The organism is Kitasatospora purpeofusca, assembly GCF_000718025.1.
Lineage (GTDB): Bacteria > Actinomycetota > Actinomycetes > Streptomycetales > Streptomycetaceae > Kitasatospora > Kitasatospora purpeofusca.
In genome coordinates this window covers 1-13,027 of the sequence record NZ_JODS01000004.1, presented here as the reverse complement: position 1 = coordinate 13,027, position 13,027 = coordinate 1, and the positions used below count along the sequence as shown (strand labels likewise).

Below are 13,027 nucleotides of genomic sequence, written 5' to 3'. Positions count from 1 at the left end.
GAACCCACGACCCATGTCCAAGCACACCCTCTCCGTCCTGGTCGAGAACAAGCCCGGCGTGCTCGCCCGGATCGCCGCGCTGTTCTCCCGTCGGGGCTTCAACATCGACTCCCTCGCCGTCGGCCCGACCGAGCACCCGGACATCTCCCGGATGACCATCGTGGTCAACGTCGAGGACCTCCCGTTGGAACAGGTCACCAAGCAGCTCAACAAGCTCGTCAACGTGATAAAGATCGTCGAACTCGACCAGTCCGCTGCGATCCAGCGGGAACTGGTCCTGGTGAAGGTCCGGGCCGACAACGACACCCGGTCGCAGATCGTCGAGATCGTCCAGCTGTTCCGTGCCAAGACGGTCGACGTGTCCCCGGACGCGGTGACCATCGAGGCCACCGGCAGCTCGGACAAGCTGGAGGCCATGCTCCGGATGCTGGAGCCCTACGGCATCAAGGAGTTGGTCCAGTCCGGCCTGGTCGCCATCGGCCGCGGCGCCCGTTCGATCACGGACCGCTCGCTGCGCGCCCTCGACCGCAGCGCCTAGGACCCGACCGGTCCTCGCCCCTCCGGGACGCGCCGCCGTCTCAAACCCTGAAGCACCGCCCCACCCCGACGCCGGATCCGCATACGGTAGGAACCACCGCAGACCCGGCAATCCACTCGCAAGGAGATGTGCCCCCGTGGCCGAGCTGTTCTACGAAGACGACGCCGACCTGTCCATCATCCAGGGCCGCAAGGTCGCGGTCATCGGCTACGGCAGCCAGGGCCACGCCCACGCGCTGTCCCTGCGCGACTCGGGCGCGGACGTCCGGGTCGGCCTGAAGCCGGAGTCCAAGTCCCGCGCCAAGGCCGAGGAGGCCGGCCTGCGCGTGGTCACCCCCGCCGAGGCCGCGGCCGAGGCCGACGTCATCATGATCCTGGTGCCGGACCCGATCCAGGCGGACGTCTACGAGGCGGACATCGCCCCGCACCTGAAGGCCGGCGACGCCCTGTTCTTCGGCCACGGCCTGAACATCCGCTTCGGCTTCATCAAGCCCCCGGCCGACGTCGACGTCTGCATGGTCGCCCCGAAGGGCCCGGGCCACCTGGTCCGCCGCCAGTACGAGGAGGGCCGCGGCGTCCCCGCGATCGTCGCGGTCGAGCAGGACGCCACCGGCAAGGCCTTCGACCTGGCGCTGTCCTACGCCAAGGGCCTGGGCGCCACCAAGGCCGGCGTCATCAAGACCACCTTCACCGAGGAGACCGAGACCGACCTGTTCGGTGAGCAGGCCGTCCTCTGCGGTGGCACCGCCGCCCTGGTGAAGGCCGGCTTCGAGACCCTGGTCGAGGCCGGCTACCAGCCGGAGATCGCCTACTTCGAGTGCCTGCACGAGCTGAAGCTCATCGTCGACCTGATGTACGAGGGCGGCCTGGAGAAGATGCGCTGGTCGGTCTCCGAGACCGCCGAGTGGGGCGACTACGTCACCGGCCCGCGGATCATCACCGCCGACACCAAGGCCGAGATGAAGAAGGTCCTCACCGAGATCCAGGACGGCACCTTCGCCAACACCTGGATCGCCGAGTACAAGGCCGGTCTGCCCAAGTACCACGAGTACAAGAAGGCCGACGAGGACCACCTGCTGGAGACCACCGGCAAGAAGCTCCGCAAGCTCATGAGCTGGGTCAAGGAAGAGGCGTAAGGCCTCGGGGGAGGGCCCTCGCGGGTTTGTATCCCCCTTGTACAACAAGGCGGCTCCCGTCCGGGTGATTTTGCCGGACGGGAGCAGCCCGTTACCCAGCCCGTCGATACACTTCCGAGTGCGCGTCAGGCCCACAGCGTCGTGCGTCTAGCTACGCGGCATGCCACCTTCCCCCCGCCCGGCAAGGCCACCCTCGTGCCCGGATCCGGGGAGAACCGGACAGTTAAGGACACACTGTCGTGAGCGCTGCTACAACTGTGAAATCTGGCGTAGTACTGATCGCCGAAGAGCTGTCGCCCGCCACCGTCGACGCCCTCGGCCCGGACTTCGAGATCCGGCACTGCAACGGTGCGGACCGCACCGAACTGCTGACCGCCATCGCGGACGTGGACGCGATCCTGGTCCGCTCCGCCACCAAGGTCGACGCCGAGGCGCTGGCCGCGGCCCGCAAGCTCAAGGTGGTCGCCCGCGCCGGCGTCGGCCTGGACAACGTGGACGTCTCCGCCGCCACCAAGGCCGGCGTCATGGTCGTGAACGCGCCGACCTCCAACATCGTCACCGCCGCCGAGCTCGCCTGCGGTCTGCTGATCTCCGTCGCCCGCAACATCGCGCCGGCCAACGCCGCGCTCAAGGGCGGCGAGTGGAAGCGCAACAAGTACACCGGCGTGGAGCTCAGCGAGAAGGTCCTCGGCGTCGTCGGCCTCGGCCGGATCGGCGTGCTGGTCGCCCAGCGGATGTCCGCCTTCGGCATGAAGATCGTCGCGTACGACCCCTACATCCAGGCCGCCCGCGCCGCGCAGATGGGCGTCAAGCTGGTCTCGCTGGAGGAGCTGCTGGAGGTCTCGGACTTCATCACCGTCCACCTCCCGAAGACCCCGGAGACCATCGGCCTGATCGGCGACGAGGCGCTGCACAAGGTCAAGCCGACCGTCCGGATCGTCAACGCCGCCCGCGGCGGCATCGTCGACGAGGCGGCGCTGCTCAGCGCCCTGCGCGACGGCCGGGTGGCCGGCGCCGGCCTGGACGTGTACGCCAAGGAGCCGTGCACCGACTCGCCGCTGTTCGCCCTCGACAACGTGGTGGCCACCCCGCACCTGGGCGCCTCCACCGACGAGGCCCAGGAGAAGGCCGGCATCGCCGTGGCCCGGTCGGTCCGCCTGGCGCTGGCCGGCGAGCTGGTGCCGGACGCGGTCAACGTCCAGGGCGGCGTGATCGCCGAGGACGTCCGGCCGGGCCTGCCGCTGGCCGAGAAGCTCGGCCGGATCTTCACCGCGCTGGCCGGCGAGGTCGCCGTCCGGCTCGACGTCGAGGTGCGCGGCGAGATCACCCAGCACGACGTCAAGGTGCTCGAACTGTCCGCCCTCAAGGGTGTGTTCGAGGACGTCGTGGCGGAGACGGTGTCCTACGTCAACGCCCCGCTGTTCGCCCAGGAGCGCGGCGTCGAGGTGCGGCTGACCACCTCCAGCGAGAGCCCCGAGCACCGCAACGTCATCACCGTGCGCGGCACCCTGGCGGACGGCGAGGAGATCGCCATCTCCGGCACGCTGGCCGGCCCCAAGCAGGTCCAGAAGATCGTCGGGGTGGACGCCTTCGACGTGGACGTGGCGCTCACCGACCACATGGCCTTCTTCAAGTACGAGGACCGGCCCGGTGTGGTCGGCGTCCTCGGCCGCCACCTCGGTGACGCCGGCATCAACATCGCCGGCATGCAGGTCGCCCGCGACGGCAGCGGCGCGCTCGCCTCCCTCACCGTGGACAGCGAGATCCCGCAGGAGGTGCTGTCGGCGATCGCGGCCGAGATCGGCGCCCGCTTCGCCCGCTCGGTCGACCTCGGCGCCTGAGCCCCGCACCGCCACGCGTCACCACGCACTACCCCGCACTACCCCGCACCATCCCTGACCAGGGCCCGGACCGCCGTTCGCACGGCGGTCCGGGCCCTGGCGCGTTCCTCCGGGTGACGGCCGTCTCAGATAGTAGGAAATCCAAGTATTCGTGCAGACACGGCTGGGCGCGGGTCGTACCGTGGAGTCAGCCGCACGGTGTGCCGCCCCTGTAGCCAGGGCGTCCGGCCCGTGCGCGCGTCCGCACCCGATGGGCGGGAGACCCCTGCCCGGTGTACCTACCCCCCTCCTCCCCACCCCGCCGCGTCCGTTTCCCACGGCGCGTATCGAACCAAGGAGCCCCGGTATGCCCCCGACCGCCGACCGCCACGCCGCTTCCGCCCCCGCCGCCCCGCAGACCCGCGCCCCCCGCCGCCGCCGGGCCGTGGAGCGGAACCCCTTCGCCGCCGCCGCGCTCCAGCGGGCGCTGGACCGCCGCGACAACGGCGGCGCCACCGGCCACTGACCGGCCGCCACTGACCACCGGCCACTGACCGGCGGCCCCTGGTCGGCCGGCTCCGACGGGCCGCCTCCGGCCCGTTCGGCGTTCATCCGCCGAATGGGCCGGACGGACTGACGGAGGGTCACTCCCAGGAGTGCAAGTTGCCGCCGTTCGGTGGAAGTTACTCGCCCGGACCGGCGCGATATTCCTAATTTGGGGCCCCCGGAAGGGTGATCGACGGCCGCGCGGGCGGGCGTCAGCGGCACCGGATGCGGATCAGTTCCCCCGGCCGGGGGAGAGGACCATGCGCCATCCCGTCGTCCGCCGACCGCTTGCCCGGCTCGGCCTGACGCTCACCCTGCTCGCCGGACCGGCCCTGCTCACCGGGGCCGCCCCGGCCACCGGCAGCCCGCCGACGTCCCCGTCGGCCCCGCCGGGCCGCTCCGCCGCCGGACCCGTCGCCGTCCTGCTGGAACTCGCCACCGAACCGGTCGCCCCCGCCTGGCGCCGGGCCGGGGACGAGGCCCGCCGCAACCGGCGCTCCCCGGAGGCCGTCCGGGGCGAGGCCGCCCGGGCCGGCGCCGCCCAGCGGACCCGCGCCTCCACGGCGCTGGACCGCCTGGCCGACGCCGTCCACGAGGCCGTCCCCGCCGCCCGGGAGCTCTACCGCACCCGCACCCTGGTCACCGGACTCGCGGTCAACGCCCCCGCCGACCGGCTGCCCGCGCTGCGCATCCTGCCCGGGGTCGCGGCCGTTCACCCGATCGTCCGCAAGCAGCGGGACAACGCCCACTCGGTGCCGGTCACCGGCGCGCCCGAGGTCTGGACGGGCGCCTCCTCCGACGGCGGCCCGGACGGCGGCGACACCGGCCGGGGCGTGCGGATCGGCATCGCGGACAGCGGCATCGACTACACCCACGCCGACTTCGGCGGCCCCGGCACCGAGGAGGCGTTCCGCTCCGTCGACGGGGCGAAGCCCGCGCCGGCCGGCCTCTTCCCGAGCGCCAAGGTGACCGGCGGCCGCGACCTGGTCGGCGACGACTACCAGCCCGACCCGTCCTCCCCGCACTACCAGCCCGAGCCGCACCCGGACGAGAACCCGATCGACTGCGTCCGCAACGGCCACGGCACCCATGTGGCCGGCACCGCCGCCGGCCTCGGCGTCACCACCGACGGACAGCCCTACCGGGGCCCCTACCGGCCCGGCCTGGACCCGGCCGGCTTCCGGGTCGGCCCCGGCGCCGCGCCCGGCGCCCAGTTGTACGCGATCCGGGTGTTCGGCTGCGACGGCTCCACCGACCAGCTCGGCGAGGCCCTCGACCTGGCCGCCGACCCGGACGGCGACGGCGACCCGAGCGACCGGCTCGACGTCCTGAACCTCTCGCTCGGCAGCCGCTTCGGCGCCACCGACGACGCCGACGCCCTCGCCGTCGACCGGCTCGCCGCGCTCGGCACCGTGGTGGTCGCCGCCGCGGGCAACGAGGGCGACGTGTACGCCATCGGCGGCAGCCCCGGCACCGCCGCCAGGGCGCTCGCCGTCGCCGCCTCGGTCGACCCGCACAGCGACGCCGACGGCCTCACCGTGCTCGACCCGCAGCCGCTGGCCGGGGTCGTGCCGGCCCACTGGAGCGCCCGCTACCAGGACTGGTCCACCGCCGACGTGGCCGGCGAGCTCGCCCTGCCCGCCGACCAGCGGGACGGCTGCACGGCCTTCTCCGAGGCCGACCGGCAGCGGCTCGCCGGGCGGATCGCCGTGCTCGCCTGGAGCACCCGCGAGTCCGAGCGCGCCTGCGGCTCGGGCCCGCGCGCCGACCACGTCGCCGGGGCCGGCGCGCTCGGCGCCCTGCTCGCGGCCGACGACGACCACCTCGCCGAGATCGCCGGCAACGACCGGGTCCCGCTGGCCCTGCTCGCCCGCGCCGACGGCGAACGGCTTCGCGCGGGCGCCGCCGCCGGCCCGGTCCGGGTCCGCCTCGCCGCGCCGGGCAACCCGCTGCACGGCGTCGTCGCCCAGGACCAGCCCCAGCGGCTCGACACCCTCACCGACTTCACCTCCCGCGGCATCGGCGTGCCCGGGGTGGTCAAGCCGGACCTCGCCGCCCCCGGCGAGACCATCTGGTCGGCCCGGGTCGGCAGCGGCACCGGCGGCCAGCGCGAGGACGGCACCTCGATGGCCACCCCGCACGCCGCCGGCCTGGCCGCGCTGGTCCGCGCGGCCCACCCCGGCTGGACCGTCGAGCAGGTCAAGGCCGCGCTGATGAACACCGCCGGGGACACCTGGCTCGGCGACGGCGGCACCGGCCCGGTCTACGGGCCCGAGCGCACCGGCGCCGGCCGGGCCGCCGTCGACCGGGCCGTCCGCACCCCGGCCGTCGCCTACGCGGCGGGGGAGGGCGCGGTGGAGGGGGCCGTCGGCGTCTCCTTCGGCCCGGTCGCCGTCACCGGGCCGCTCGCCCTGGTGCGCGAGGTCGAGGTCCGCAACCTGTCCGCGGCCCCGGTCGCCTACCGGACCGGCTACGCGGCCGCCACCGAGCTGCCCGGCGCCCGCTTCGAGCTCGCGCCCGACCGGATCGAGGTGCCGCCCGGCGGCACCGCGCGGGTCCGGGTCACCCTGAGCGTGCCCGGCGCGCTCGGCCGTGCCCCGGACCCGACGATCGCCACCGTCCAGGGCGGCCGGGCCCGCAGCTACCGGGGCGAGCTCTCCGGCCGGCTGCTGCTGACCCCGGACGACCCGGCCGCCCCGGGCCTGCGGGTGCCGCTGTTCGCGGCCCCGCGCCCGGCCACCGACGTGGCCGCCACCGCCCCGGTCCGCACCACCCGCTCCGGGGCCGTGGTCGCGCTCACCGGCACCGACGCGCCCGGTGACGCGCCGGGCCTGCTCAGTGCCTTCGCACTCGGCGGGGAGGGCGCCCGCTGGGCGGACTGCCCGCCGGACAGCGGGGCGGCCGTCGGCCCCGGCGCGGGCTTCGTGCCGGAAGGCAGCACCGAGGAGGCCGAGCACCTGCGGGACGTCTGCGTGGAGCGCCCCGGCGACCGCGCGGCCAACCTGCGGGCCGCGGGGGCCGCCACCGACGCGCCCGCCGTGGCCGGGGACCCGCTCGCCGAGGGCCGGCTCTACCTCGGTGCCCAGGTCTGGGCCCCGGCCGCCACCCCGGTCGGGCTGTTCGGCGTCCGGGCCGTGCTGGACACCGACGGGGACGGCACCACCGACGTGCTGGTCAAGGCCGACCGGATGCGCGGCAGCGACGTCCTGGTGGCCCGCACCCTGGACGCCCGCACCGGCGCCGAACTCGACGTCCAGCCGCTGAACGCCCGCTGGGGCGACACCGACACCGCCCTGCTGGACTCCGACACGGTGGTCCTTCCGGTCCGGCTGTCCGTCCTCCCGGGCGTCCGCGCCGGGCACAGCACGGTCCACTACGCCGTGTGGACCGGCCTGTCCGGCGCCGGTCGGGACCCGGCCGACGCCTTCTCCGCGATCGGTCTGCGCGGCACCCGTCCCACCCTGGCCGTCGACGTCCTGCACCCCGCCGTCGACATCCGCACCGGCCCCGGCGGCCCCACCGCCCTGGCCGCCCCCGTCCACCCCGCCACCCTGCTCGACATCCGCCGCACCGACGGCGACCGGTCCCGCGTCCTCCTGCTCCACCACCTCAACCCGGAGGGCCGCCGCAGCCAGATCCTGACCCTGCCCTGAGCCACTCCGAGGGAGCGCGAGGCCGCGCCCACGCGCTCCCTCGTCCGGGTGGTCGACTGGCTTCCGTCACGCCGTTCTTGCGAACGTGGAACGGTGGACGACCTCCTTGAGCCATACCCGGACTGGCTTCGCCCGCCGGCCGAGGGTCGCAGCGCCGACGATCTCGATCGAATGTGCGACCTGCCGCCGCACACCGAGCTGCTGTTCGGCAGCCTGGTGTTCAGTGCGCCTCAGACTCGCTTCCACGCGCGCACGGTCGGTGTTCTGGACCGGTGCCTGACCGATCAGGTACCGGTCGGCTGGGAGATCTGGCGTCGGATGGGGCTGGTACTGGACGACCGCAATCGGCCGGAGCCCGATCTGATGGTGGTCGACCTGCGGGCGGACACCGGCGACGACCAGACCTTCTGCCGTCCGGAGGACGTGCTGCTCCTGGTCGAGGTCGTTTCCCAGGAATCCCAGGAGCGCGACCGCGAGGTCAAGCCGCGCAAGTACGCCGCCGCTGGCATCCCCCACTTCTGGCGGGTCGAGTGCAACGAGGGCCGGCCCGTGGTCCACACCTACGAGATCGACCCGGCCACCGGGCTCTACGGGCTTACCGGCATCCACCACAAGCAGCTGAAGCTCGACCGGCCCTTCCCGGTCGACATCGATCTCACCTGATCGGCTCCCAGTAGGGGTGCTGTCCGGATGGTGGACGCCGGATGTCAGGCTCTGGGACATCGGCGTAGCCTCCGAGCATGTCTCGCACGATTCGTCTCGCAGTCGTCCCCGGTGACGGTATCGGCCAGGAAGTGGTGGCCGAGGGCCTCAAGGTGCTGGAGGCGGCACTTCCCGCCGATGTGAAGCTGGAGAGCACCGAGTTCGACCTCGGCGCCCGGCGTTACCACCGCACCGGTGAGACCCTCCCGGAGAGCGTGCTCGCCGAGCTCAAGGCCCACGACGCGATCCTGCTCGGCGCCATCGGCGACCCGAGCGTGCCGTCCGGAGTGCTGGAGCGGGGGCTGCTGCTGAAGCTGCGGTTCGCCTTCGACCACCACATCAACCTCCGGCCGGGCCGGCTCTTCCCGGGTGTGAAGTCGCCGCTGGCCGGCGAGCCGGAGATCGACTTCGTGGTCGTCCGCGAGGGCACCGAGGGCCCGTACGTCGGCAACGGCGGCTCGCTGCGCACCGGTACCGAGCAGGAGGTGGCCACCGAGGTCAGCCTCAACACCGCCTTCGGCATCGAGCGCGTGGTGCGCGACGCCTACCGCCGGGCGCAGGCGCGTCCGCGCAAGAAGCTGACCCTGGTGCACAAGAACAACGTGCTGGTGCACGCCGGCCACCTGTGGACCCGGATCTTCGAGCAGGTCGGCACCGAGTTCCCCGAGGTCACCACCGACTACCTGCACGTCGACGCGGCGACCATCTTCTTCGTCACCCAGCCCGAGCGGTTCGACGTCATCGTGACCGACAACCTGTTCGGCGACATCCTGACCGACCTGGCCGCCGCCGTCACCGGCGGGATCGGCCTGGCCGCGAGCGGCAACATCAACCCGAGCGGCGCCTTCCCGTCGATGTTCGAGCCCGTGCACGGCTCGGCCCCGGACATCGCCGGCCAGGGCAAGGCCGACCCGACCGCCACCGTGCTGTCGGTCGCCATGCTCCTCGACCACCTCGGGTACGCCGCCGAGGCCGCCCGGATCGAGGCCGCGGTCGCCGCGGACCTCACCGAGCGGACCGGCACCCGTACCACTTCCCAGGTCGGCGACGCGCTCGCCGCCCGAGTATCCGCCTAGGAGGCCGGGACCCGACAAACGGTGTTCCGGCCCGAGGGCCGGACCCCATAACGGCAGCTTGCGGTTCTCCAAGGAGTCCGCGACTGTTCGGCACGGCCCTCTGGATGCGAGTATCGACAGTGGGCCGTGCCGTCGTGCGTCCGTACCGGAGCGAGAGTCCGGGACGAGCACCGGCGGAGGCGGCCCGGACCAACCCCACGGTGAAGGACACACAGCCATGAGCACGCCCACCCAGGCGCCCATCACGTTCGACCTCAAGCCCTCCGCGCACCCGCTGCCCCAGGCGGAGCGCGAGGCCCGGCTGGCCAACCCGGGCTTCGGGCGCGTGTTCACCGACCACATGGTCACCATCCGCTGGACCGAGGGCGTGGGCTGGCACGACGCCCAGCTGGCGCCCTACGCGCCGATCGAGATGGACCCGGCCAACATGACCCTGCACTACGGCCAGGCGATCTTCGAGGGCCTCAAGGCCTACCGCCAGGCCGACGGCTCGATCGCGACCTTCCGCCCGGAGGCCAACGCCGCGCGCTTCCAGGCCTCCGCCCGCCGGCTGGCGATGCCGGAGCTGCCGGTCGAGGCCTTCGTCGAGGCCGTCGAGCTGCTGGTCCAGCAGGAGCAGGCCTGGGTCCCGAACGAGCCGGAGCAGAGCCTCTACCTGCGGCCGTTCATGTTCGCCACCGAGGTCGGCCTGGGTGTCCGGCCCGCCAACTCCTACCTCTTCATGATCATCGCCTCCCCGGCCGGCGCCTACTTCCCGGGCGGCGTCAAGCCGGTCTCGGTCTGGCTCTCCGAGGACTACGTCCGCGCGGCCCCGGGCGGCACCGGTGCCGCCAAGTGCGCCGGCAACTACGCCGCCTCCCTGGTGGCCCAGGCCGAGGCCGCCGCCAAGGGCTGCGACCAGGTCGTCTGGCTCGACGCCGCCGAGCACCGGTGGATCGAGGAGATGGGCGGCATGAACCTCTACTTCGTCCTCGGCGAGGGCAAGGACGCCCGGATCGTCACCCCCGAGCTGTCCGGCGCCCTGCTGCCCGGCATCACCCGCGACTCGCTGCTGCAGCTCGCCACCGACCTCGGCTACGCGGTCGAGGAGCGGAAGATCTCCACCGAGGAGTGGAAGCAGGGCAACGCCGACGGCACCCTGACCGAGGTCTTCGCCTGCGGCACCGCCGCCGTGATCACCCCGGTCGGCTCGGTCAAGTCCCGCGGCGGCGACTGGACCGTCGGCGCCGGCGAGCCCGGCCCGGTCACCATGGAGCTGCGCCGCGCCCTGCTCGCGATCCAGGGCGGCCAGGCCCCCGACACCCACGGCTGGCTGCACCGGATCGTCTGATCCCGCCCCGCCGGGCGGGCCGCTCGTCGAGCCCGCCCGGCGCGCCCCGGCTCCACCCGCCCGTCCCGGCCCGCCCGTTCCGGATGCCGAGACGGGCGGGCCGCGACGCGGACGATGTGCCAGACTGCCGACGTGTCCTCGCTTTCGCTGATTATTAGCAGCAGGCGCGCCGGTCCGCAGTGACCGCTCCCGCACCACCCGATGCGGAGCAGCGACCACCAGCGTCCAGACCCGCGCGCAGACCTCTCGCACCCGCGAGGGGTCTTTTTGTTTCCCCCGGACCGGCCGGAGCCCCCACAAGGGGCCGAGGGACACCGGGCGCGCGCGGGATGCTGGACAGTGGAGCCGGAATCAGAACCGGCAGAGCAGTAAACCGACCTCCCGGAACGGAGACCCAGGGTCATGACCCAGGCGAGCAACCTCCCCGACGACGCCTTCCACGTCTTCGACACCACCCTGCGCGACGGCGCCCAGCGTGAGGGCATCAACCTCACGGTGGCCGACAAGCTGGCCATCGCCCGGCACCTGGACGAGTTCGGCGTCGGCTTCATCGAGGGCGGCTGGCCCGGAGCCAACCCCCGGGACACCGAGTTCTTCGCCCGCGCCGCCGAGGAGCTGGACCTCCGGCACGCCCGGCTGGTCGCCTTCGGCGCCACCCGGCGGGCCGGCGGCCGCGCCGCCGACGACCCGCAGCTCGCCGCGCTGGTCAACTCCGGCGCACCGGTGATCACCCTGGTCGCCAAGGCCCACGACCGGCACGTCGAACTGGCGCTGCGCACCACCCTGGACGAGAACCTGGAGATGGTCCGGGACAGCGTCGCCCACCTGCGGGCGCAGGGCCGCCGGGTCTTCATCGACTGCGAGCACTTCTTCGACGGCTACCGGGCGAACCGGGACTACGCGCTGGCCGTGGTCCGCACCGCCCACCAGGCCGGCGCCGAGGTGGTGGTGCTCTGCGACACCAACGGCGGGATGCTGCCCTCCGGCGTGCGCGACACCGTCGCCGACGTCCTCGCCGCGACCGGCGCCCGGCTCGGCATCCACGCCCAGGACGACACCGGCTGCGCCGTCGCCAACACCCTGGCCGCGGTCGAGGCCGGCGCCACCCACGTCCAGTGCACCGCCAACGGATACGGCGAGCGGGTCGGCAACGCCAACCTCTTCCCGGTCGTCGGCGCGCTGGAGCTCAAGTGCGACCGCCGGGTGCTGCCGCCCGGCAGCCTCGCCGAGATGACCCGGATCTCGCACGCGATCGCCGAGGTGGTCAACCTCGCCCCCTCCACCCACCAGCCCTACGTCGGCTTCTCGGCCTTCGCCCACAAGGCCGGACTGCACGCCTCGGCGATCAAGGTCGACCCGGACCTCTACCAGCACATCGACCCGGAGACGGTCGGCAACACCATGCGGATGCTGGTCTCCGACATGGCCGGCCGCGCCTCGGTGGAGCTCAAGGGCAAGGAGCTCGGCTACGACCTCTCCACCGACCGGGACCTGGCCGGCCGGGTGGTGGCCAGGGTCAAGGAGCAGGAGAACCTCGGCTACACCTACGAGTCCGCCGACGCCTCCTTCGAGCTGCTGCTGCGCGACGAGGTCCGCGGCCGCCGCGAGCGCTACTTCGCCCTGGAGTCCTGGCGCACCATCAGCGAGCAGGGCCCGGGCGGCAGCGCGGGCAACGAGGCGACGGTCAAGCTGTGGGCCAAGGGCGAGCGGATGCTCGCCACCGGCGAGGGCAACGGCCCGGTCGACGCGCTGGACAAGGCGTTGCGCACCGCGCTGGAGCGGATCTACCCGCAACTGGCCAAGCTGGAGCTGGTGGACTACAAGGTCCGCATCCTGGAGGGCCAGCACGGCACCGGCTCCAAGACCCGGGTGCTGATCGAGACCACCGACGGCACCGCCACCTGGTCCACGGTCGGGGTGGCCGACAACGTGGTGGCCGCTTCCTGGCTGGGGCTGGAGGACGCCTACACCTACGGCCTGCTGCGGGCCGGACTGGAGCCGGACCCGACCCAGGACTGAGGGCCGGTCAGCCCGCCGCGGTGACACGACGACGCGGCCCGGGGACCGGAGGGTCCGCGGGCCGCGCCGTTCGGCCGTGCGTCGTGGAACGGTGCCCCGGGGTCACCGCAGCCGGGCGAGGAGGGCGTGTTCGACGAGGGTGATGAGGGCGCTCTTGGCGCTGTCGCGTCGTCGGGCGTCGAGGGTGATGACGGGGGTTTCGGTGCTG

General features: G+C 73.3%; 9 protein-coding genes and 1 pseudogene. 9 read left to right on the top strand and 1 reads right to left on the bottom strand.

Translation table 11 applies throughout. The annotated features are described in order from the left end of the window. The first annotated feature begins 13 nt into the window (after positions 1 to 13). The 9 genes from ilvN (at position 14) to cimA (ending at position 12,819) form a co-directional block, all read left to right on the top strand. Positions 14 to 538, top strand: coding sequence for an acetolactate synthase small subunit (gene ilvN / locus IF01_RS0108570; RefSeq protein WP_030392698.1), 525 nt, complete (start codon positions 14 to 16; stop codon positions 536 to 538). A gap of 136 nt (positions 539 to 674) precedes the next feature. After that, on the top strand, positions 675 to 1,673 hold the full coding sequence (gene ilvC, locus IF01_RS0108565; RefSeq protein ID WP_030392697.1) for a ketol-acid reductoisomerase: 999 nt from the start codon (positions 675 to 677) through the stop codon (positions 1,671 to 1,673). A gap of 257 nt (positions 1,674 to 1,930) precedes the next feature. Then, a complete protein-coding gene (serA, locus tag IF01_RS0108560; RefSeq protein ID WP_030392696.1) occupies positions 1,931 to 3,514 on the top strand; it encodes a phosphoglycerate dehydrogenase in 1,584 nt (527 codons plus the stop codon). A 346-nt stretch (positions 3,515 to 3,860) separates the two neighbouring features. After that, positions 3,861 to 4,019, top strand: a complete 159-nt coding sequence (locus tag IF01_RS48140; protein WP_157855184.1) for a hypothetical protein — start codon at positions 3,861 to 3,863, stop codon at positions 4,017 to 4,019. A 280-nt stretch (positions 4,020 to 4,299) separates the two neighbouring features. Beyond that, positions 4,300 to 7,692, top strand: a complete 3,393-nt coding sequence (locus tag IF01_RS50925) for a S8 family serine peptidase (protein ID WP_030392695.1) — start codon at positions 4,300 to 4,302, stop codon at positions 7,690 to 7,692. 93 nt (positions 7,693 to 7,785) lie between these two features. Next, entirely contained in the window at positions 7,786 to 8,355 is a 570-nt protein-coding gene (locus tag IF01_RS0108545; protein ID WP_030392694.1) for a Uma2 family endonuclease, read from the top strand. A 77-nt stretch (positions 8,356 to 8,432) separates the two neighbouring features. Further along, positions 8,433 to 9,470: a 3-isopropylmalate dehydrogenase gene (locus tag IF01_RS0108540; protein ID WP_030392693.1), complete on the top strand. Its 1,038-nt coding sequence runs from the start codon at positions 8,433 to 8,435 to the stop codon at positions 9,468 to 9,470. A gap of 217 nt (positions 9,471 to 9,687) precedes the next feature. Then, positions 9,688 to 10,800: a branched-chain amino acid aminotransferase gene (locus IF01_RS0108535; RefSeq protein WP_030392692.1), complete on the top strand. Its 1,113-nt coding sequence runs from the start codon at positions 9,688 to 9,690 to the stop codon at positions 10,798 to 10,800. A gap of 402 nt (positions 10,801 to 11,202) precedes the next feature. Continuing rightward, a complete protein-coding gene (gene cimA / locus IF01_RS0108530; protein ID WP_030392691.1) occupies positions 11,203 to 12,819 on the top strand; it encodes a citramalate synthase in 1,617 nt (538 codons plus the stop codon). Between the two features lie 102 nt (positions 12,820 to 12,921). Here cimA and IF01_RS0108525 read toward each other — a convergent pair. Next, positions 12,922 to 13,027 (bottom strand): annotated as a pseudogene (locus IF01_RS0108525) (ATP-binding protein); the annotation flags it as partial.